Origin of the sequence: Staphylococcus caledonicus (assembly GCF_016238465.1) — a bacterium.
Lineage (GTDB): Bacteria > Bacillota > Bacilli > Staphylococcales > Staphylococcaceae > Staphylococcus > Staphylococcus caledonicus.
In genome coordinates this window covers 127,876-151,277 of sequence record NZ_JABTXV010000002.1, presented here as the reverse complement: position 1 = coordinate 151,277, position 23,402 = coordinate 127,876, and the positions used below count along the sequence as shown (strand labels likewise).

The 23,402-nt window shown below is 31.2% G+C and carries 21 protein-coding genes; 3 read left to right on the top strand and 18 right to left on the bottom strand.

Annotated features, from left to right (window positions below):
• Position 1: 1 nt before the first annotated feature.
• The 13 genes from HS848_RS07415 to HS848_RS07355 all read right to left on the bottom strand — a co-directional run bounded on the left by HS848_RS07415 (position 2) and on the right by HS848_RS07355 (position 13,204).
• The gene (locus HS848_RS07415; RefSeq protein ID WP_198611824.1) at positions 2-1,210 is read right to left on the bottom strand and encodes a glycosyltransferase family 4 protein; all 1,209 of its coding nucleotides are present in this window, start codon (positions 1,208-1,210) and stop codon (positions 2-4) included.
• Between the two features lie 5 nt (positions 1,211-1,215).
• Positions 1,216-2,424 (bottom strand): polysaccharide biosynthesis protein, encoded by a 1,209-nt coding sequence (locus HS848_RS07410; protein WP_198611823.1) that lies wholly within the window; start codon positions 2,422-2,424, stop codon positions 1,216-1,218.
• Entirely contained in the window at positions 2,417-3,583 is a 1,167-nt protein-coding gene (locus tag HS848_RS07405) for an O-antigen ligase family protein (protein WP_198611822.1), read from the bottom strand. The genes HS848_RS07410 and HS848_RS07405 overlap by 8 nt, the downstream gene beginning before the upstream one ends.
• A gap of 16 nt (positions 3,584-3,599) precedes the next feature.
• On the bottom strand, positions 3,600-4,715 hold the full coding sequence (locus HS848_RS07400) for a glycosyltransferase (protein ID WP_198611821.1): 1,116 nt from the start codon (positions 4,713-4,715) through the stop codon (positions 3,600-3,602).
• A 10-nt stretch (positions 4,716-4,725) separates the two neighbouring features.
• Positions 4,726-5,349: a CatB-related O-acetyltransferase gene (locus HS848_RS07395; protein WP_198611820.1), complete on the bottom strand. Its 624-nt coding sequence runs from the start codon at positions 5,347-5,349 to the stop codon at positions 4,726-4,728.
• Positions 5,346-6,473, bottom strand: coding sequence for a non-hydrolyzing UDP-N-acetylglucosamine 2-epimerase (wecB, locus tag HS848_RS07390; protein ID WP_198611819.1), 1,128 nt, complete (start codon positions 6,471-6,473; stop codon positions 5,346-5,348). The genes HS848_RS07395 and wecB overlap by 4 nt, the downstream gene beginning before the upstream one ends.
• A gap of 4 nt (positions 6,474-6,477) precedes the next feature.
• On the bottom strand, positions 6,478-7,587 hold the full coding sequence (locus HS848_RS07385; RefSeq protein ID WP_198611818.1) for a polysaccharide biosynthesis C-terminal domain-containing protein: 1,110 nt from the start codon (positions 7,585-7,587) through the stop codon (positions 6,478-6,480).
• Between the two features lie 11 nt (positions 7,588-7,598).
• A complete protein-coding gene (locus tag HS848_RS07380) occupies positions 7,599-8,621 on the bottom strand; it encodes a nucleoside-diphosphate sugar epimerase/dehydratase (RefSeq protein WP_198611817.1) in 1,023 nt (340 codons plus the stop codon).
• A 10-nt stretch (positions 8,622-8,631) separates the two neighbouring features.
• Positions 8,632-10,431: a polysaccharide biosynthesis protein gene (locus HS848_RS07375; RefSeq protein WP_198611816.1), complete on the bottom strand. Its 1,800-nt coding sequence runs from the start codon at positions 10,429-10,431 to the stop codon at positions 8,632-8,634.
• Positions 10,432-10,454: 23 nt separating this feature from the next.
• A complete protein-coding gene (locus tag HS848_RS07370) occupies positions 10,455-11,222 on the bottom strand; it encodes a tyrosine-protein phosphatase (protein WP_198611815.1) in 768 nt (255 codons plus the stop codon).
• Position 11,223: 1 nt separating this feature from the next.
• Complete coding sequence (locus tag HS848_RS07365) at positions 11,224-11,922, bottom strand: polysaccharide biosynthesis tyrosine autokinase (protein ID WP_198611814.1); 699 nt, start codon at positions 11,920-11,922, stop codon at positions 11,224-11,226.
• 12 nt (positions 11,923-11,934) lie between these two features.
• Complete coding sequence (locus HS848_RS07360; RefSeq protein ID WP_198611813.1) at positions 11,935-12,597, bottom strand: Wzz/FepE/Etk N-terminal domain-containing protein; 663 nt, start codon at positions 12,595-12,597, stop codon at positions 11,935-11,937.
• Positions 12,598-13,102: 505 nt separating this feature from the next.
• Positions 13,103-13,204, bottom strand: coding sequence for an SE2200 family small protein (locus HS848_RS07355; protein ID WP_107506994.1), 102 nt, complete (start codon positions 13,202-13,204; stop codon positions 13,103-13,105).
• A 220-nt stretch (positions 13,205-13,424) separates the two neighbouring features.
• Between HS848_RS07355 and HS848_RS07350 the strand changes: the two genes are divergently transcribed.
• Positions 13,425-14,051 (top strand): FMN-dependent NADH-azoreductase, encoded by a 627-nt coding sequence (locus HS848_RS07350; protein ID WP_198611812.1) that lies wholly within the window; start codon positions 13,425-13,427, stop codon positions 14,049-14,051.
• 82 nt (positions 14,052-14,133) lie between these two features.
• Here the strand turns inward: HS848_RS07350 and HS848_RS07345 are convergent, their stop codons facing one another.
• Both HS848_RS07345 and HS848_RS07340 read right to left on the bottom strand, forming a co-directional pair.
• Entirely contained in the window at positions 14,134-15,465 is a 1,332-nt protein-coding gene (locus HS848_RS07345; RefSeq protein ID WP_198611811.1) for a poly-gamma-glutamate hydrolase family protein, read from the bottom strand.
• Between the two features lie 166 nt (positions 15,466-15,631).
• On the bottom strand, positions 15,632-16,096 hold the full coding sequence (locus HS848_RS07340) for a MarR family winged helix-turn-helix transcriptional regulator (protein WP_107506991.1): 465 nt from the start codon (positions 16,094-16,096) through the stop codon (positions 15,632-15,634).
• A gap of 149 nt (positions 16,097-16,245) precedes the next feature.
• On the opposite strand from HS848_RS07340, the gene HS848_RS07335 reads away from it, so the two are divergent.
• On the top strand, positions 16,246-17,886 hold the full coding sequence (locus HS848_RS07335; RefSeq protein ID WP_198611810.1) for an alpha-keto acid decarboxylase family protein: 1,641 nt from the start codon (positions 16,246-16,248) through the stop codon (positions 17,884-17,886).
• A gap of 76 nt (positions 17,887-17,962) precedes the next feature.
• Here HS848_RS07335 and HS848_RS07330 read toward each other — a convergent pair whose 3' ends face one another.
• On the bottom strand, positions 17,963-19,102 hold the full coding sequence (locus tag HS848_RS07330) for a CapA family protein (RefSeq protein ID WP_198611809.1): 1,140 nt from the start codon (positions 19,100-19,102) through the stop codon (positions 17,963-17,965).
• Between the two features lie 184 nt (positions 19,103-19,286).
• Between HS848_RS07330 and HS848_RS07325 the strand changes: the two genes are divergently transcribed.
• Positions 19,287-19,616: an SdpI family protein gene (locus HS848_RS07325; protein ID WP_198611808.1), complete on the top strand. Its 330-nt coding sequence runs from the start codon at positions 19,287-19,289 to the stop codon at positions 19,614-19,616.
• Positions 19,617-19,709: 93 nt separating this feature from the next.
• Here HS848_RS07325 and HS848_RS07320 read toward each other — a convergent pair whose 3' ends face one another.
• Together HS848_RS07320 and HS848_RS07315 are read right to left on the bottom strand one after the other, a co-directional pair.
• Complete coding sequence (locus tag HS848_RS07320) at positions 19,710-21,635, bottom strand: PTS beta-glucoside transporter subunit IIBCA (protein ID WP_198611807.1); 1,926 nt, start codon at positions 21,633-21,635, stop codon at positions 19,710-19,712.
• 27 nt (positions 21,636-21,662) lie between these two features.
• Complete coding sequence (locus tag HS848_RS07315; RefSeq protein WP_198611806.1) at positions 21,663-23,336, bottom strand: alpha-glucosidase; 1,674 nt, start codon at positions 23,334-23,336, stop codon at positions 21,663-21,665.
• Positions 23,337-23,402: the final 66 nt, after the last annotated feature.

The following is a 23,402-nucleotide window of genomic DNA, read 5'->3' as shown; positions in this document are numbered from 1 at the left end:
GTTAATTGCCCCCATTCAATAAATTAAAGTATTTATTTGTATTATGTTCTCTTGTATATTTATCTTTAAACAATTTGTAAGCATTACTGCCCAGTTCATTTAAAGATTCTCTTGAATGTGTTTCTATAAATTCTTGAATACCTTTTGCATTTCCATTTCCTATTTGAATACCGGCATTATATTCTTCAACATGTTTAACTATATCTGACTGTTTATCCATAATAAGAATTAAAGGCTTTTTATTAGCTAAGTAACCATAGTTTTTACTTGGCACACCTAATCCCACGCCTTCTTTTACTAGAGAAGCAAAGCAAGCATCAGCAATTTTTAATACGTCAGTATAATCAGTACCTGTTAAAAATTCGTAAATCTTCACATTTTTTATATCATTTGATTTAATACTTTGTTTAACATCATCATATTTTTTTCCATGACCACATAGTATTGTCAAAGTTTCTTGATTATTTTTATTCAACTTCAGAAAATCTATAATTGTATCCATGTCTTGAAGTTGGCCCATATTCCCGCTATAAAGAAGTATTTTTTTATATTGTTTTCTTAATTGTTTAAATTCGGAATTATGAACTGTATTATCATCATTTTCAATATACCAATTTGGAATCACATGAATATTGTTTGCGTTGTTAGAAATTCTATTTTGTAATAAATAGTTTTTCATTTCTGTGCCTAGAACAATAACATTTTCCGCATTTTTATAAACATGTTTATTAATATATTTCATAAGCTTATCAATCATACTACCAGGTTTAGTAGCACCCGTTTTCAAAGCATTGTCAGGTGCAATATCATATGCTACAAAAGAATATTTCTTCTTAAATATACGGTGTAATATGTCCGGTATTAGAGGTAATATCGGTGGATTAGAATAAACAAGTATATGATTATATTTAAGCATCTTAGGCATTTGGAATATAAACATTATGAATAGAGAAAAGAAATTAAACATACGTCCGAATTTAGATTTGTTATCAAATTTAGAGTATTTTAATCTTCTAATATTGATACCTTTGTATTTCACTTTTTTCTGAACATTTTTTTCTTCACTATATTCATAAGGCCATCCACAAATAACATCTACATCCATTCCCTTTTTAACTAAATCTTCAGCCATCTGTGTTGGCAACGTAGCAGACGAAACATATTCAGGATAAAAATACTGACATAATATTAATAATTTTTTCTTTTTCATATAAATCACACCTCCGTTTTAACTGTTTGTTTTTTAATTCCCTGAATACCAATTATATTTAGAAGTAAAAACTTAATTAAATTAGCTATTAAAGTAGTCCAGAAAAAGCCTACTAAACCATAGTGACTAGTCATAAATATAGTAACTAAAATATATATAATAGTATGGATTGTAATATAGTTTGCTTGTTTAGCAATTGATATATGCTTAGTATTTAATGTTTGAATCATGATACTTATTGCATTAATCAATACCCCTAAATTTCCTATCAAAATTAAGTTTTTAAAATCTTCAGGGTTAGTTTGATATAACCATGAAACAATTAAAATTGTTAAAGGATAACTAATAATCATTACTATAATTAAAGCCAGAATACTATATAAATTCACACTTATATATTGTTTAAATTTATTCCAATTTGAATTCACGGATATATATGATAAAAGCACATTATTTACTGGATACATAAATGTTGCTAGCATTTTACCTACAAATGTAGCTAAGAATGCTAGAGTAACTGCTTTTCCTCCAATAAAAGGTAATAAAATCAAACGATCTAAATATAAATTTACATTATTCAAACCATTTGTTCCCAATAACATTATGAAGTCCTTAAATATTGGTTTAGAATCTTCAGTAACTTTTGCTGATTTAAGTTTTCTCAATTCAAATAAAGTATAAATAACAGCAAATAACTCACTGAAAAGAAAAACTATTATCCAGTATTGAGTTACAAAAAATAATATTAAACCAACCATCATTCCTAAAAATTGAACTATAGCTACATATAATATTTTGTTATATTGTAACTTCATTCTAAAAAATACATTTAAGTATATTCGCAAACACATCAAAAGATTTATGAATAAAAGTAATAATGTATCTAGTATATTAAGTTCAAAATAAGAAACTAATAATATAAAAAGACCTATAGTTTCTATAAGAATTGAAGCAAATAATATTTTGTAAAATCTACTAAAATAATGCTCCGTTGAATAATTATCAACATTTATTAACCTTATATTATTTAAAGTATTCCCGAGTACAACGCTTGTAATAGTCAAAATAGTATAAATGGTTAAAATTTCTCCAAATTCTTTATCTCCTAACCCCCTATGAATAAAAGGGTAAGCGACAAATTGTAAGCCTAAGGCTATTAGCAAAGAACTTACAATTGTTTTTAATGTATCAATAATAAATAATTTTTTAGACATTTTTACGACGCCCTTTGGTTAAGAAATAAAATAGAATAAACCACAATTCACTTGTTACTAAATAATTCGAACTAAACATCAATAAAGTGATTGGGTAAATAGTAATAAATAATACTAATAAATCTATTGAGTTTGGATCATAGTTATTTATAAGTTTAATAGTTACTAAAATTAAAACAAAAATAATAAAAATTAATCCGATAATACCGAAAGAGAGCAACATTTCTAAAACTATATTATGTGGGATATTGTGAATAAGATGATAATAATTAAAAGGGCCGTACCCTAATAATAATTTTCTAGAAATGTAGTACATACTCAATTGATAAATAGGACCTCTTCCTGAAGTGCCTCCTACATCAAAGCTACCTCCTTTAATATAAGAGAAAGTTCTACTGTCTCCGCCACTTTGGAATACATATACTATTAAAGATACAGCGGCAACCGAAGCTATCATATAAACAAGAATTTTAAGTACAACTGGAATTTCTCTCTTGAATGTAAGCATTACTAGAGCAATTAAGAAATAAAATATTACTAAAATTGCTCCTCCTCTTCCGCCAGGTATAAATACTGAAGGAAGTGTAAGGATGGTCATTAAAATATAAAACCAATTATATTTTACCTTCACTTTTAAAATTATGTATATACCTAACCCCGTAGTAAAGGCAGATAGATATGAAGCATTTTGATAGTTCATTAAACCAAAATTCACATAGCTTGGAAGATTTCCAAAAATATATGGTATTAAAATGACAGTTAAAAATGTAATTGAAAATACAATGAAAACCAACTTAAAAAATCTTTCAATAACTTTTTTAGAAAGATATTTAATATATACCCCACTTATTGCAGCAGGCACTGACCATAATAAAAAGAATCTCAAATTATTCTCAGATAACTTTTCATTATTGTGAGGAGAAATTACATATGCAATATATATAAGCGCGACTATTAATAGTAACAACGCAAATCCTATTGGCATCTTTTTAGTTTTAACAATGTCTACTAAAGCATAAAGAATTGTAAGCACCGCTATTAATACCATGATTGGGTAATAAAAAGAATCGATAGGTAATTTAAAAGTCTGTTTGAATAATGTGGATACTACAATAAATAAGTTCATACTTATTATTGAGCATAGCATAAAGTACTTCATTTTAATCCCTCTCTTGCTATACTGTCTGTTTATATAATTCTATTAGCTTTTGACTTTCATTTTGCCAATTAAGCGTTTTAGATGCTTCTATTGCATTTTCACGTAAAGTATCATATAACGATTCATTATTTACTAACTCATCAACAGCATTAGCTATTTTTTCAGGTGTTACTTCATCAATAACTATTCCAAAATTGTATTTATCATTTAAGAAATAATGTTCTTTAACTGGTGATAAAATTACAGGTAGGCCTGCTTGAATACATTCAAAAATCTTATTCGATACAGTATATTCAAAATTTATCGATACTGGTTTAGTAAGAACTACTCCAATATCACTTTTACTTAATTTTCTCACTAGCTCACTAACTTCAACCGGTTCATCGATTCTTACATTAGCATTGATAGAGTTAATTAACTCTTTTAAATCATTCTCGAGTGGTCCAAAACCTCTAACAACGTAATTTACATTTTTTTCTCTCGGTAGTACTGAAGCTTTAACGAATTCTTCATAACCACGATTAGCCACTATCTGGCCTTGATAAACTATTTCATTAATAGTATCGTGTTTTTTTAACTCTAATGATTTATCTAAAATAGGTGCATTAGTTATTACATAAGGTGTTTTTTTATAACCCTTATCTAAATAATATGATTTTGCAGCATGACTAACGGTCACAAAAGAATTAACCTTTTTATTAATTATATGTTTTTCCATTAGTTCTACAGCTTTAGAAATAATTATATTTTGATTAATAAATGCATTTTTCGCATAAATTTCATGAGCATCAAATATGATGTTTGCCTTTTTATATCCACTTAGATAAACCATTAATAAAACGTCAAAATCATTAGCATGAATTACATCCGGTTTATACCTTTTAATTTGTTTAATTACGCCTCTAGCAAAATTTACTCTTTTCAATAATTTGCTAAAAATCGAATTACTTTCATCCTTTTTACCAAGAAGTTTATATTGAAAATCTAATGTTTCTAAACGTTCTTTAGTAACATTTTTATTATTCATACCAATCATCAAATGAGTACCAGTTATACTTTTAATGGTTTCCATTTGCTTTAGAATTCTTGGATCTTGAACAATATTACTAGATACTATATTTAAAATTTTCATTAATCTCTTCCTATTCTTTTGAAGGGTTTAAATTATTTAAATTAAAATTTTTTGCCTTCAGCTTTTTAGGTTCCATTGTCCACCATTTACTATCAAGTAACAGTCGAATTGTAGTTTCATCAAATCTTTTTCTTATTAATTTAGCAGGCACTCCACCTACAATTTGATATGGAGGAACATTCTTAGTAACAACTGATCCTGTTGCTATAATCGCACCTGTTCCTATTTCTACACCATCAAGTATAATTACGTTTGCTCCAATCCATACATCATGTCCAATAATTGTACGTTTAGGATTTTCGTCAAACGTCAAATATGCTTCTTTAGTACCGAAAGGATTATTATTTGAATAAAAAACGGGTGAACTACTGAAATAATCTACTGGATGTTTTCCTAGACCAATTTTCACATCTGAAGAAATTGAACAGTAGTTTCCTACCTCTACGTTATTAAAATCACTACCAAATCCTATATAACTATATCTGCCAATAGATGAATTTCTGATTTTACAGAATCTATCAATATAATTATTTCCTTCAAATGTTGAATTTTTAATATAAGCTAATCTATTAGCTTTAATATTCTTTTCTTTAGAAGAAACAGATTTTAATAAACTTAGTACTTTTTTAATCATGATTTTCTCCATGTATTACGATTAATAATGTCTTTATAGCTTTGAATAATCTTCACGACTTTTGTTGAAACATTTGAATCTTTATAATCAATAGCATCAAGCATTGGTTCATCATTATCTTGCATTGATTTTGCTAATTCTACTGATTGAATCAGATTATCGTAAGAGATACCACCTACAATTACTGTTCCTTTATCTAAAACTTCAGGTCTTTCTGTTGATGTACGGATTAATACACCAGGGAATTTTAAAATTGAAGACTCTTCAGATAGTGTTCCACTATCAGATAAAACCACAAACGCATTTTTTTGAAGTGCATTGTAGTCAAAGAAACCAAACGGCTTTAATTGTTTAACTAATGGGTGGAATTCGAAATTTCTTTCTTCGATTTTTTTCCAACTTCTTGGGTGAGTTGAATAAATTACTGGAATTTGATATTTTTCAGCAATTTCATTAATAGCATTCATTAGTGATAAGAAGTTTTTCTCATTATCGATATTTTCCTCTCTATGAGCAGAAACTACGATGTATTTTTGAGACTCTAATTCCAATTTTTCTAAGATGTTACTTTCATCAATTTTATAAGCGTATTCGTCTAGTACTTCTTTCATTGGTGAACCTGTAACGAATATATTTTGTTTTTGGAATCCTTCATCTAATAAATATCGTCTACTATGTTCTGTATAAGGTAAATTCACATCACTCACATGGTCAACGATTTTTCGGTTGATTTCTTCAGGTACATTTTGATCAAAACATCTATTACCTGCTTCCATATGAAATACAGGTATTTTTAGTCTTTTAGCTGACACTGCCGCTAAACAACTATTTGTATCTCCTAAAATTAATAAAGCATCTGGCATTTCTTTAGCTAAAACTTCATATGATTTAGCTAAAATATTTCCCATGGTTTCACCTAAGTGATTTCCTACTGCTTCAAGATAATGATCTGGTTCTCTTAATTCTAAATCTTCAAAAAACACTTGGTTAAGCGTATAGTCATAATTTTGACCAGTATGAACTAAAATTTGATTGAAATATTTATCGCATGCTTTAATCGTTGCAGATAACCTTATAATTTCTGGTCTAGTACCTACGATTGTCATTAATTTTAATTTTTCCATTTTATTAGACCTCCAAGAAGTATGTGTCTGGATTATTAGGATCAAAAATTTCGTTTACCCACATAATAGTAACCATATCAGTATCACCTAAGTTTTCGATATTATGGGTATATCCTACAGGGATATCAACAACTTCCATTTTTTCTCCCGAAACATAGTATTCTTTAACTTCATCTTCTCCAACTTTTCTAAATCGAATAACACCTTTTCCTGAAACAACCAAGAATTTCTCATTTTTAGTATGGTGCCAGTGATTACCCTTAACTATACCCGGTTTAGAAATATTTACAGATACTTGTCCTCTGTCAATTGTTTTAAAGATTTCAGTAAATGAACCTCTATTATCAACATTCATTTTTAACGGATAGCTAAATTCTTCTTCAGGTAAATAACTTAAAAATGTGCTGTGCAATGCTCTTTCAAAAGGATCTTCAATGTTAGGTAAGGATTTATCATTAGGTATTTCTTTAAATTGATATAAAAGTTCAGCTATTCTGCCTAATTTCACCTCATATACATTAGCGACCTTAGGTTCTCCATTTTCAAGGTTAGGTTTTTTATTAATTGCGTTTTTGAATTCTTTAATTACGTCATCAATATAGTTTAATTTAAGAATTGCATTTTCATCATTAACTTGTATATCTTCATTTCTAGCAATTTTATGACAAAAAGTTGCGACTACCGAATTATAATTCGGTTTACACCATTTACCGAATAAATTAGGTAATCTATATATTAATACTTTGTTACCATTTTGTTTTGAAAACTCTTCAAGCACTTGTTCTCCTTGACGTTTACTATTGCCATATGGATTGTCATTTTCAGCTTGAATAGAAGAAGATAAAATGATATCAGGTTTTTTAGTATTTTCTTTTAATAATTCCAAAACTTCACTTAAAAAGTCGACATTACCTTCTTTGAATTCTTCTTCATTCTTTGGTCTATTAATGCCAGCTAAATGAACTACTGAATCAGCTTCTGATAAGTATTTTTTTAAATCTTCTGAGCTAGTTTGTCTATTTACTTCTAAAATCTCATCATCTGTTGTTGCTTTCAAATCTTCTTTAAGGTTTTTACCTACAAATCCGTTTGAACCAGTTATAACGATTTTCAATATAAACTCTCCTAACCTTTTTTGTAATTACTTAGTTCAGTTCTTACATATTCTAAAGAAAGTAGTTTCTCTTTAATTTCGTCTACTGTAAGAATATTCGTGTTATCAGAATTGTATTCATAAGCTTCAGTTATTTTTTCGCTACCATCTTCGTAGTATTTACTATAGTTCAAGTCTCTTGCATCAGCTGGGACTCTGAAGTATTCACCCATATCTTCACATTGAGCATATTCTTCTCTAGTTAATAATGTCTCAGCTTTCTTTTCACCATGTCTTGTTCCAATTATCTTGATTTCATTGTCGGCCTCAAATAATTGTAAAAGAGCCTCTGCTAAATCTCCTACAGTTGAACTAGGTGCTTTTTGAACCATAATATCTCCAGTTTTTGCATGTTTAAATGCATGAACTACTAATTCTACGGCTTCTTCTAAACTCATTAAAAATCTAGTCATATCTGGATCTGTTACAGTTAGTGGTTCCCCTGCTTTGATTTTGTCAATAAACAATGGGATTACTGACCCTCTTGAAGCCATAACATTTCCATATCTAGTTCCACAAATTAATGTTTGATCACTATCAACATTTCTAGATTTAGCAACAAATACTTTTTCCATCATTGCTTTTGAAATACCCATTGCATTGATTGGATAAGCCGCTTTATCAGTTGATAAACAAATTACTTTTTTTACATTATTACGAATAGCATTTTGTAGCACATTCTCTGTTCCCATTACATTTGTTTTTACTGCTTCCATTGGGAAAAATTCACAAGAAGGAACTTGTTTTAATGCAGCAGCATGAAATACAAAATCAACTTCTCGCATAGCTGTTTCAACACCATGAGAATCTCTAACATCACCTAAATAGAACTTTAATTTAGGATTGTTATATTTTTTTCTCATATCATCTTGTTTTTTCTCGTCTCTTGAAAAAACTCTTATTTCTTTAATGTCTGTATCAAGGAAACGTTCCATAACTGCATTACCAAATGAACCTGTTCCACCTGTAATTAATAGTACTTTATCTTTAAACATATTAATTCTCCTATTCGTTAGCAATCTTAAGTATTTTTTCTTTTCTGAAGTCACTTGCTAAATCACTAATCATTTCATCTACTTCTTCTTTAGAAAAGTCTTTTACTTTTCCTCTATAGATTTTTTCGTATACTTGTTCAGGATGTATCTCATTTTCGTTAAGTAATTCTTCGTACATTTTTTCTCCCGGACGAATACCACTAAATTTGATTTGTATCTCATCCTCGGTTTTACCACTTAATCTAATTAAGTTACGTGCTAAATCGACAATTTTAACTGGCTCTCCCATATCCAATACGAATACTTCTCCACCTTGAGCTAAAGCTCCAGCTTGTAAAACTAGTCTTGATGCTTCCGGTATAGTCATGAAATATCTTGTCATATCTGGATGAGTAACTGTTACAGGGCCTCCAGCCTCAATTTGTCTTTTAAATAAAGGAATTACAGAACCACGAGATCCTAAAACATTCCCAAATCTAACTGCTACAAAATCAGTTTTACTATTTTCATTATTAAGACTTTGAACCACCATTTCAGCTAAACGTTTTGATGCCCCCATAACATTAGGAGGATTAACCGCTTTATCAGTTGATACCATCACAAATTTTCTAACGCCTACATTTTTGGCTGCTGTTGCTACATTTCGAGTGCCTAATACATTATTTCTAAACGCTTCAATAGGATTGTACTCCATTAAAGGCACATGTTTATGCGCTGCAGCATGATACACTGCGTATGGTTTATATTTATCCATTACTTCTTGGATACGTTCGCCATTTTGGACATCAGCTATAATTGGAATAATTTCTATTTTATCTTTATAGAGTGAAGTTAATTCTTGGTGGATTAAGTAAATACTGTTTTCGCCGTGCCCTAGTAATAAAATGCGCTCTGGTTCAAATTTGCAAACTTGTCTACAAATTTCAGAACCAATAGATCCGCCTGCTCCTGTAACCATAATAGTTTTATGAGTTAATTCTTTAGAAATCATTGCCATATCTAACTCTACAGGTTCACGTCCTAGTAAATCTTCAACTTCAACACGTTTTAATTGGTTAACTTCAAGTTCACCAGCTAGTACTTGCTCAATACTTGGCATTTTGAATAATTCAATACCTGTACTATTACAAATATCATTTATTTCTTTTAAACGATCTGGCTTGAGCGTTGGGATAGCAATAATAATTCGTTTGATATGAAATCTATTAACTAATAAAGGAATATCTTCAATTTTGCCTTGAACTTTTACTCCTTCAGCAATTGTTAACTTACGTTTTTGAGAATCGTCATCAACCGCTAAAACTGGTTCTAATCCCATTTCCGGGCTTCTTAACATTTGACGAATTAATAGTGAACCACCACGACCTGCGCCTACTATAAGTGTCGGTTTTTTCTTTTTCTGTTTCCCTACAACAAATCCTCTTGCCACTCGCCAAGATATACGAGAACCACCTATTAAGATTAAATGCATCATCCAAGTAATTAGATATAATCTAAAAAATGGTGGATGTCCTGTAAACAGAGGTATAAAAACAACTGTAGCTATTATTGAACAAGTTACTGATTCAACAATCAAAATTAATTCATTAACACTCGCATATTCCCAAGCACGATGATAAAGATTAAATATATATGCAAAAACATGATGTGATACTAATAAAATTAATGAAGTCAATATTAAAAGTTTATGCGAATACCCTTCAAAGAAAGGTTCTAAAATGTTGTAACAAATGAATACTGAAAATGCTACAATCAGTGAATCTATTATAATTAGTATAAGCAGACGCATTCTTGTACTTAATTTGTCCACATGCCTATCCCCCTTACTTTCTTTTAAAACAAGCCAAATAATTTTTTGTTTTGATAATCTTGAGTAGGTTGTTTTTTGGCTAAATCTTTATCGTCAATAACGAATTTTGCATTATTCATAAGCATTTTTATGCTTTCTTCATATTTTTTCAATTTCTTATCTTCAAATAAATCATTCATTATAAATGGGCGATTGGTCTCGTGATGTGCGTCAGAAGCAATAAAGTGTACTAAGTTATTCTCCATCATTTGAATCGAAATTTTTTGAATTTTTTTACCGTGCTTGCCTATTAATGATGCTGAAGTCAATTGACTAAGTGCACCCTCATTTACAAGTTCAAATAATACATCTAGGTTTTGGCTTATCTCTTTATTTCTCTCAGGATGTGCAATTATTGGAACATAACCTTTAGATTGTAATTCAAAGAAAAGGCGATTCGTATAGTGAGGAACTCCACCAGAAGGAAACTCAATTAATAAGTACTTCGAGCGGTTCAACCCAATAGCTTCGCCTTTTTCTAGTTGCGGAATGATTTGATCGCTTATTCTAATTTCTTGTCCCGGATAAAGATTGATACCTAATTCTCTCACTTTATCGAGATTTAAAAGTTGTTGTAATTTTTCTTCTACAACTTTGTATTCATTGTCGAATGTAGGGCTAAGATGATGGGGAGTTACAATAATATCTGTAACCCCTTCATCTATTCCCTGCTTAAGTAATTTAAGCATTTCCTCTTCATCTTTAGGACCATCGTCTACACCAATTAAAACGTGGTTATGAATATCTATCATTTTATTCATCTTCTCCATAATAATAATAACTAGAGGAATTATCTCTAGGCATTTTATTTAGTACTGCTCCTAAAATATGGCCTTCAGCTTTGTCAATTAAAGATTTAGCCTTTTTAAGTTCATTTTTATTATTGTTCTCTGAATCTATAACTAATACACAATCAGGAACATATTGTAGGAATACTTGCGCATCTGTAACTGTATTAACAGGCGGTGTATCAATTAAAATGAAATCATAATAATTGAATAAGTCCTCTAACAATCTATGGAATTTTTCAGAAGATATTAATTCTGACGGATTTGGAGGTACAGGGCCTGATGTTAATAAATCTAAATTATCTATTCTCGTTCTTCTAATAGCTTTGTCATAATCACTTTTCCCAATTATTAAATTAGAGAAACCATCATAATTAGAAGTTTCAAATATATATTGTTGAGTTGGTTTTCTCATATCTCCATCTATAATTAATGTTTTATATCCAGCTTGTGCATAAGTTATAGCTATATTGGCAGATATTATACTTTTACCTGCAGCTGGTTTTTCCGAAGTAACTATAATACTTCTAGTTTCTTCTACGCCTGAGAACATAATATTAGATCTTATACCTCTGAATCTTTCACTTGCAACTGACTTTGGTTTATCGTGCACATATAAAGGGGTTGCTAATTTTTTTCTAACTTCTTTTTTCTGTTTAGCCATGCTTATAACTCCTTATTTAAGTTTTGGTATTGAACCTAAAACAGGTATATTTAATTCTCTTTCAACATCATCTTCTGTTTTAACTCTATTATCAAAGAGGGCTTTTAAAATTAAAATAATAATAGCTAAGAATAGTCCTAATACAATCGCAATCACACTGTTTAGAACGATGTTAGGTGAAACCTGAGTAGCTGTTCCGTTAGCTCTTGATAAGATCGATACATTGTCAACTTTCATTATCTTAGGCATTCTATCTTTAAATACGTCTGCAACTTCATTAGCTACACGTTCTGCATCTTTTTTATTCTTAGATTTCACATCAATATCTAAAATTTGTGATTGATCTTTATTAGATACTGTCATCATATCTTCAATTTCATCTACAGAAAATTTATCATCCTTTTTAGACACCTCGTCTAAAATTCTTGGACTTTTAATTATTTCTGAATATGTATTCACCAATTGAATATTACCTTGTACTTCTTGGGCCATCATTTCAGGGTTTTTTTCTCTTTGGTTAACTAACACTTGCGTATTAGCCTGATATTGTGGTTTCATTACAAAAATCGTAATTGCCAAAGTAATTAGTAGTAAGATAATTGGTAGTAAAACTAAAAGCCACCAATTTTTCTTCAATATTTCCAATACTTTTGATAAATCTAATGAATTTTCCATATTTACCTCCGAATTCTAATTTCGATATTAATTTTATATTTTTAAAATGGTTTTTACAACATATTTTTAAAATATATACATTTCAAAACTTTATTTTTTCAAAAAATTTCATATATTCCTATGTGAAATGGGGTTAGGGCTCATTTTTATGGCAATAAACCTTTACACTTCATCGTATAACAATAATTTAAAAGAATTTTTAATCTTATGTAAATATCATGTAAATTTTTACGTTTTATACTACATATTCATTAATTATGTATCTAATGCTCAATTATGTATTTCAATCTATTAATTCCGAGCAAATTAATGAGAAAAAGTCCCTTCCGAATATTATATAATACTACATAGCCAATATTTGTCTTTTTAAATAAAAAATATTTATATTTTCCACATCAGATAGCACTTCTTTGAATTTAGAGAAATTCAATAAATATTATGTAGAATTTATATAAAATAAAAAGCCAAGACGTTTTTCATTATGAAAACATCATGGCTTACAACATTAATATTCAATATTAGGCATTTCATTAACTTTATTTTGATATTTCTTGAAACCAACATATGCAGCTACGCCTAAAACTACTGTAATTAATAATCCTCTCACGTCTGTCACTCCTTTAAGGTTCTACATTCATTAGATTTCTTCTGTGTATTTAAATCTAAATTTACCTATATTATACACTTAATTAACTTATTTTTAAAACCTACATTAAATATTCCTATACCCCATTGGTCTGATTTTCATTGAAAAGTATTGCAATATTTTGAAAATCCAATATATTAATTATATCGATTTCGAAATAAATGATTTGAGGAGCATGACTGTGGCTAAATTATTATACATTACAGCACATCCATTAGACGAATTAGCTTCTAATTCAATGGCAGCTGGTAAAGCATTTTTAGAAGCATATAAAGAGAACCATTCAAGCGATGAGGTTAAACACATCGACTTATTTAAAGAAGATATTCCTATGATCGACAAAGACGTATTAACAGGTTGGGGCAAATTACGTAATGGCGATACACTTACTAATGAAGAACAACAAAAAGTTGATCGCTTAAGCGCAATTTTAGATGAATTCCTTGCAGCTGATAAATATGTCTTCGTATCACCAATGTGGAACTTATCATTCCCACCAGTATTAAAAGCTTATATTGATGCAATTTCAATTGCTGGTAAAACTTTCAAATATACTGCTGAAGGTCCACAAGGTCTTTTAACAGATAAAAAAGTATTACACATCCAATCACGTGGTGGTTTTTATTCAGAAGGCCCTGCAGCCGAAATGGAAAGTGGCGATCGTTACTTAAAAACAATCATGTCATTCCTAGGTGTGCCTTCATATGAAACAGTTATTATTGAAGGACATAATGCGGAACCTGAAAGAACTGAAGAAATTAAAGCCGCATCACTTGCTGAAGCAAGAGAAATGAGCAAAAATTTCTAATACAATCTTAAAAAGACTGGGACATTTATTCATAAGTGTCTCAGTCTTTAATTTGGCATTAGATTTCTGATGCCGTTTTCTATTAAATTAAGTATTGTGTAATGGCGTTGTTGATTGCCGTAGCAAAATTATCCATTACTGATAAGCCGTTATCCATGACATCTCCTTTTAACATTCTGTCGCGCAAATCTGAAGTAAGTTCTAGTTGAACTCCTTTTCCTCTCCAATTAAAATTAGCAATATTGTTTGATGTTGCTCCAGCTATATAACCACTTGCATCTTGTACATTAAATTGGTGTCCTACCAATTCAGTTTTGATAAGATTTTTTAAATTGTAATCTAATCCACCTATACATACTGTATTCTCTAATATCCCTTTTTGTGCACGTACACCATGAACCGTCACAGACACATCCTTATAATAATTACGATTAATTAAATCCGGATCATCATAATTCGTTGAAATGACATGTAGTTCATTGCTATTTGATTTTTTTAGCCCATTAAACGTGTAATAATTATAGTTACCTTTTGCTGCAATCAATTTAGTTAACTCCGTTGTCCCACGTTCAATATTTCCCCCGTGTGGCGCCATTATTAACACCCTACTATGATTATCAGAACTCTCTTTTGTCCAATCGACCCCTTGCTGAGTGTGGTTTAATAATTCGCTCATTGAATTATAATGATCCGCTATATTTCTACCTACTCGATATTGAGGCATCTGTTTAACCGTAGTGGTATTTGCCGGCACAGGTGTTTTAACAGATGCAATTGTAGCTTTTGTTTTTGTCGTCTTTTTAGGTTTAGCTTGCTTTGTACTTTTTTTAATTACTTTATGCGAAGCATTCACTTTAGATGTTTTTGCGTGACTTTGTGTTTGTGGATATGTGGCTTTAATTTTTGTATTTGACGTAGAAGTTGCTTTCGCTTTCGTAGGTGCTTTTGCTTTATATTTTGATGAAGTTTTAGTCGTTAAATTCTTAGTTTGCGGAGTCTTTTTAGATGATACCGAGCTTTTAGATGCTACATTAGATTGCACTGACTTTGATTTCAACGATTTAGTCATCACTTTATGTGTTGAGACAGGTTTTACTACTTTAGGGCTCGTTACTTTGTATTTTGGCGTCACTGTTTTAATACTTTGCTTACCTTTAGATGTATTAATTGTTTGTGTCGTCCTTGATGAAGTCGTTGAATTTGATTGTACAACTTGACTAATTTCTTTATTTTGCTTTGTCTTCTTAATAGGATTGGTTGATGATGTATCTAACTTTGAAGTTGCTTGTTGAGTTGTGTCAGCGGCTTGTGCTTGTCCCTCAATTACACTTAATAGTCCTATTCCAATAACTGTGGTAGCTACTCCCAATAGCCACTTATGCGAAAGATGATAACTAAATTTTTTATTTTTCATTTTGCTCCCCTTAAAAGTTTAAATAATTACAGTTCAATATTACTTTTAATTTCAAAAAATACAATAAAATTATTAAGTTTTAACACAATATTTTTGAAAATTAAACATTATTAAACTAAGGTTCACATTAATAAGCTAGGAGTCTTAATAGTCTCCTAGCTCCTCATTAATTATCTGTCTTATTTCTTTCATCTTTCAAATGTTCAATATCTTGAAAGCCTTCGCGATAATTTGCAAGTTCTTCCATAATGTCATACCAATCATGGCCTACTTTTTGAAAGGTTTCTTGCATTAAATCATTTTGCGCTTTATTAAGTTTATCTACTAATTTACTGCCCTTTGGGGTGGGAAAGAGTTGTTTAACGCGACGATCTTCTTCAGATGTTTGTTCCACGATGAGCCCCTCTTCTTTAAGTTTACGCAATGTAGCATGAGATCCTTGTTTTGAGATTTCTAATGTCCTTAATAATTGTTTTATCGTGATGCCTGGTAATTTATTAATGAAGAATAAAAACCGATGATGTTGTCTACTCATGCCATATTTTTCTACAATCTCGTCTGCTGCCGTAATAAACGTCTTATACGCAAAGTAAAATAACATATGTTCATATTCATTTTTATTACTATCCATAGGCGTCTGTCCTTTTCAAATATGAATTTTTATACACATTATAATCAATTTTCAGAAAAAGGTCACGAAAAGGTCAAGTTAATTGACTTTATTTAACTACCGATTTATATTTGAACTATAGTTAATTTAGAAATAAAGGTGGAATGTATATGAAACAACGTGTAGGACAATATTTAATGGATGCAGTGCATACAGCTAGTGTAGATAAAATATTTGGTGTACCAGGAGATTTCAATCTCGCATTTCTTGATGATATTGTACGCCATGATGGTGTTGAATGGATTGGTGCAGTAAATGAATTGAATGGTAGTTACGCGGCAGACGGATATGCGCGTATACATGGCCTTGGCGTGCTTGTCACAACATTCGGTGTAGGTGAACTTAGTGCAGTAAATGGTATTGCTGGCTCATATGCTGAACGCGTGCCTGTGATTGCTATAACTGGCGCCCCTACGCAAGCAGTTGAACAAGCTGGCAAATATGTACATCACTCATTAGGTGAAGGAAAATTTGATAGCTATCAAAAAATGTTCGCCCATATTACTACAGCACAAGCATATATTACTGCAGACAATGCGACAACTGAAATTCCAAGAGTTATTAATGCAGCTATTCATGAACGTCGTCCGGTACACATTCATTTACCTATTGATGTAGCAATGACTGAAATCGACGTTGAGCAATCATATGAAGTAGCACAAGCACCTGAACAAGATGTTCAAAGCTACATTGATATGGTCGCAGAGAAATTGAAGTCCGCTTCGCAACCTGTCATTATTGCAGGGCATGAAATCAATAGCTTCCACTTACATGATCAATTAGAAAAATTTGTTAATCAAACACATATTCCAGTTGCCCAATTATCGTTAGGTAAAGGTGCTTTTAACGAAGAAAATGAACACTATATTGGCATATTCGACGGTAAAATTGCGGACGATAATATTAAAGACTATGTAAATAACAGTGATGCCATTCTAAATATCGGCGCCAAATTAACCGATTCAGCTACAGCAGGTTTCTCTTACGAATTTGATGTAGATGACGTAATAATGTTGAATCATCGCTATTTCAAAATGAACGATACAGTAGATAACGAAGTCACATTGCCTAATTTACTTGCTGGTTTAAATACACTAGATTATCAATATGAAGGTTCTGCTCCTACTTTTGAAAAGACAGACAAACCAGATTACGAATTATCAGATGAGGTATTAACACAAGCCACATACTTTAACATGATGCAAGAATTTATAGGAAGCAATGATATCTTAATCGCCGAACAAGGTACCTCTTTCTTTGGCGCATACGAACTTGCTTTACCTAAAGGTATGACGTTTATTGGTCAACCATTATGGGGTTCTATCGGCTACACACTACCTGCAACATTAGGTACTCAAATGGCTGATAATTTACGCCGTAATATCTTATTAATTGGTGATGGCTCATTACAATTAACAGTACAAGAGTTATCAACTATGATTCGTAATGATATTAAACCTATTATCTTTGTGATTAATAATGACGGCTACACTGTAGAACGTCTCATTCACGGCATGGAGGAACCATATAACGACATTCGCATGTGGGATTACAAAGCATTACCTAAAGTATTTGGTGGCGATAATGTAGCGATACACGAAGCTAAAAGTTCAAATGAATTAAAACAAGTCTTCGAAGAAATTAATGACGCACCTGACCAAATGCATTTTACTGAAGTTACAATGAAATGGGATGACTCACCTAGAAAACTACGTGACATCTCAAAAGCATTCGCCGAACAAAATAAATAAGTAATTAAAAATAAGGCTAATGGGAAGTAAGTTTATCTTCTCATTAGCCTTATTCATTTCTTGTGACCCCGTTGTATTATAAACTCTTTTCATTTAAATATTGATCATCTATGACATCTTTCGTAATATCTTGTAAGTGTTTAATATTCCATTGGCTTTTAGCATCACTATTTAAACCATGTTGTTGTGCCAGTTTATTGTTATAATCATCTAAATTGTAAATGTTAAAGTGATGTCTCGTACGCTTATCTGTTGGTACCGCCTGTTCATAATGATTCACCATACTGGTCCATGTGACATTTTCCAAATGGGGGCCTTTAGGAGCTTCAACAATCTTAAAGTTTAAACGTCCTAGAAGTTGATTGTTCTCATCACCACCATACTGTCCATTCAGAAAATTACCTAACGAATAGGCCACGAGTGTTTGATGATGATTATATGTGCTCTTAACCCACTCAATGGGCTGAATAACGTGAGGGTGTGTACCAAGTACTACATCTACCCCTTCATCCGCAAAAAGCTGCGCATATTTCTTCTGAGAGTCGTCAGGTTTATGTTGATTTTCACGTCCCCAATGGGCGGATACCATTACTACATCGCTTTGTCGTTTTGCCTTTCTTACATCACGTTGAATGGTCTTCTTATCAAATTGTTTCACCGTATAAGGATATTGAGACGTCATATCGTTCGTTCCATATGTATAACTTAAAACACTTACTTTAATACCATTCACCGTTATCGTTGGTATCGCTTTGGAGGACTTTTCCGAATTAAAAATACCTGTAAATAGAATGTGGTTGAACTTATTCCACGTCTGAATGTTATTCCGAACGCCACTGTCCCCTTGATCTAATGCATGGTTATTCGCGCCATTTATAACGTCGAAACCCGTATCAACAATGTCCTGAGCCACCCGACTAGGTGTGTTAAACTGCTTAAATCCTGAAAATGGACGATCATCGCCACCTAATGGAGACTCTTGATTTACAAACGCCAAATCAGGTTCTTGAATGTCGTCTTTCACATGTCTATACATCGGTGCAAAGTTGTAGGAGCCATCTTGTTGAAGCGCATCATTAAAAACTACCGGATGAATTAAATTATCGCCTACTGCTACTACTGTAGCTTCTTTACTTACATCTTCGTTTAGCGTCATTCCACACACTATCGCAAACGTAAAGAAAAGTAGTAAGCAAGTGACATAATACTTAAACATTAAATTACGCCCTCTCTCGCTTTAATTATATTTAAAATATAATGTATGTATAAAACCTATAATAAAACGCTTTCTTTAACTTTAGTTTAGTTCATTTATGATTTTAATTCAATTTGAATAGAAATGTAAGTTAATATATTATGTGAATTAATAAGGTAGTGAGAAAACTTGAAGGGATGTTTAGATGTTGTTATTGCCGTTCAGTCTCGTAATGGGTATTCTAGGCTTTGCCTTTAAAACTAGTCCACCGCTAGAACGAAATTGGTGGTACGGCTTTCGCACAAGAAAATCCTTAGCAAGTCAAGAAAATTGGGTAAAAGCACAAACGTTATTTTGGCGATATAGCCTAAAATACTTATGGGTGATAATAGCAGTAGGAGTAATTGGTTTAGTAGTCGAAATCATCGGCTTGTGGCTAGACATAGATGCCATTATCATTAGCGGATTTGTGTTGGAATTAGTAGTAATGGCCTGGTACCTATTTATCATTTATTGGAAAGTAGAAAAAATGTGAAAAGTCGCTAACGTGTTCATTTTAAATAGAAAAACAACGCCCACCAATTGGATTGTTTCAATTGGTGGGCGTTGTTTGTTTACATAATTTTTATTATTTTAATTTAAAAATTGCAACTTTTTCGCCTACTGAAGCTTCATTATCACTTAATAATTTAAAATCTTTAATCTTATCTTGTGTATTAGTAATAACCACCATCGTAGTAATTTCTTTCATTGAATTGCGAATAGCATCAATATTCATTTGAGCAAGAAATTGTCCAACTCTAACTTCTTCTCCTTGCTTAACTTGAATATTAAATACTTCTTCTTTTAATTCAACTGTATCGATACCCATATGGACAAGTATTTCTATACCATTTTCATCTTCAATACCTATAGCGTGCTTAGAATCTGAAATAAAAGTAACTTTATCATTAATAGGACTATAAATTTTGCCATCTAATGGTTCAATAGCATAACCTTCTCCCATCATTCTCTCTGCAAATACAGGATCATTAACATTTTGGAGTGACATTGTTTCTCCAATTGATATTTTTGCTAATGCGTTGTCTTCATTATTTATTTTAGGTTGCATTGTTCCATTTTCTTCTTGCACTGATTCAACACTAACGTTTGCTACTGCTACATCCTGATCTTTTGGAATACCAAAAATTTGAGTTAGAATAAAACCTAATACCAATGTAGCAACCCCTATTAATACATATGTTAATAATTGACTAAAATCATATATATACATTAATGGTGAAAGAATAACAGCTAAACCATATGAATTTGCTTTAACGTGTAATAAGGCTAATATTCCTCCGCCTAAAGATGAACAAAGTAACATAATTCCTAACGGCTTAATTCCTGAACGAAGTACTACACCGAATAGAGCAGGTTCACTCACACCTAATAATTGTGTAACTGTTGCGCTGATACCAGCAGTCTTAAACGATGCTTTCTTACTACGTAACGCTAAGGCTAAACACACACCTGCATTTGAGAAACCATACATTGCCGCTAAAGTAATTAATGGGTTAAATCCTGTTGAAGCAAGTAATGATGTTTCTACTATTATAAACATATGATGTAATCCAGTCATCACGGCTAATGGATAGATAAAACCAATGAGGAATCCACCTAATCCAAATGGTAAATTAACAAACGTTTTAACTACTGTAATTCCTATAGACTCTATGCCATGAACAATTGGACCCATAACAAAGAACGAGAATAACATAATAATTAAAATAACAAAGAAGGGTGTGAAAATTAAATCCAAAGCACTTGGCATTACTTTACGAAGTCTTTTTTCAAGTTTAGCTCCTAGAATACCAGCAAACAGTGCAGTTAAAATACTACCTTGATAGCCAACAATTGGAATAAACCCAGCAATCATAATAGGTTTCGCACTACCACCAGCTACGTCATAAGCATTGGGTAAAGCAGGTGATACAAGCATTAAGCCGATTAAGAAACCAATAATTGGTGTACCTCCAAATGTTCTAAATGCGCTCCAAGCAATAAAAGCAGGTAAAAACCCGAACGCTGTATCTGTTAATACTGAAATAAGCGTTTGAAGATAATCAGGTATCATATCTGGTTTTAAACCAAAAACCCCGAGTACACTTTCGTTAAATAGCACACCTTTTAGTCCTAGGAAGAGCCCTGTTGCGCCCAAAACTGGAATGATGGGGATAAATACATCTGCTAATAAACGTATTGCTCGTTGAATAGCACCTTGTTTCTTTCGCTCCATTTCTTTTTTAGATTCTTCTTTAAACTCGTATTGTTCTTCTAGCGCTTCATAAACATTATTAACTACACCTGTGCCAAGGATTATTTGATATTGCCCTCCAGTGTAGAATACACCTTTAACTTCATCAATTGCTTCAATTTTATCGTCATCTATTTTTTTACGATCATTTACTGATAAACGTAGTCTTGTTACACAATGAGTTGCACTTTCAATATTATCTTTACCAACTACGTCAACTATTTCCCGCGCAATATTATGATATTTTTTATTTTTCATGATATACACCACTTTCAACATTGAAATTTAATTTTTTAAAAGTACTGCTTCATAAGGCCGTAAAGAAATTGCCTTTTCGTATAAATTATTATCTTTATAATTATTAAAAATTACTTTATGGTTCCCGTCTCCAAGCGTTTGATTTACTTCGTTATTTGATAAATTTACAATGACTTGAAGCTGTAAATTATTAAATATTCTATAGTAACTAATAACTTCATCACTTGTATTCCAAATGGGATGGATGTCTCCATATATAAGAGCATTTGAATATTCTGAGTCATTGCGAAGTTTAATCATTTTTCTATAAAAATTAAATAGTGAATTCTCATCATTAATTTGTTTTTCAACGTTCACATCTTTATAATTATTATTTAATTCAATCCAAGGCACCACATCCGAAAATCCCGCATGAATATCACTATTCCATTGCATAGGGGTACGTGTATTATCTCGACTACGTTGATTAACAAATGATAATGCTTCTTTTGGGGTAAATCCTTCTTGAAGAGAACGTTCATAGTTATCAATACTTGATATGTCATTAAATTGTGTAATAGACTCTCTTTCAAAATTTGTCATACCAATTTCTTGTCCTTGATATATAAATGGTGTGCCTCTTAAAAAGAAATACATTATCCCTAGAGCGCTACCGCCATAATAATTATGATATTTTTTATCTTTTATCAATTTAGAAATTGCTCGAGGTTGATCATGATTTTCTATAAAGTTGGCGCCCCATCCAACCTTTTGTATTGCTTCTTGGCTTTTAAATAGAAGTGATTTAAATTCATCTACTGTCCAATTAGTACGTTTAAACCAATCGCTACCAGATTCAACATCAATATCTGCATATTTAAAATCAAATATCATAGAGAAGTATCCATTTTTACCAATAAAATTATCAAGTTCATTATATTTAACTCCTGGAGCTTCTCCGACAGTTACACAATCATATTTTTCAAAAGTTTGTTGCTTTAATTCATTTAAAAATTTATCAATACCGGGACGGTTACGTGTTTTATGCTTACATGTTACTAACCCATCACTACCATCTGCTTCCAAACTTTTAAAATCTTGATCTTTTTTTAAGAAAGTAATCGAATCAATTCTAAACCCTGCTAAACCTTTTTCTAACCAAGTATTAATCATGTGATATATTTCTTGGCGTAACTCTAAATTTTCAAAATTTAAGTCAGGTTGTTTTTTATCAAAAATGTGCATATAATATTGATTTTCATTTGGTACTTTTTCCCATACGCTCCCTCCAAAAATCGAACGCCAATTATTAGGGGGTTGTCCGTTAATACCTTCTTTAAAAATGTAATAATTTCTATATTTACTTTTAGGATTACTTATTGCTTCTTGAAACCATATATGTTCATCTGAAGTATGGTTAATTACTAAATCCAACATAATTTTAATATTAAAGTCATTAGCCTCTTCAAAAAGCTGATTTAAATCATCCATACTTCCAAATTCTGAATTTATATCTAGATAATTAGCAATGTCGTAGCCATTATCTACCATTGGAGATTTATAAATTGGACATATCCATATCATTGTAATTCCTAATTTACTGAGATAAGGCAATTTAGAAATAATGCCTTGAATATCACCTATTCCATCATTATTAGAATCTTTAAAACTGCGAGGATAAATCTGATAGATTATCTCTTTTTGCCACCATTTATATTCCATTTCCGACCCTCATTCTTCATTATGGTATCGATACCATATTTTATTTAAAGAAAGAGCTTAAATAAG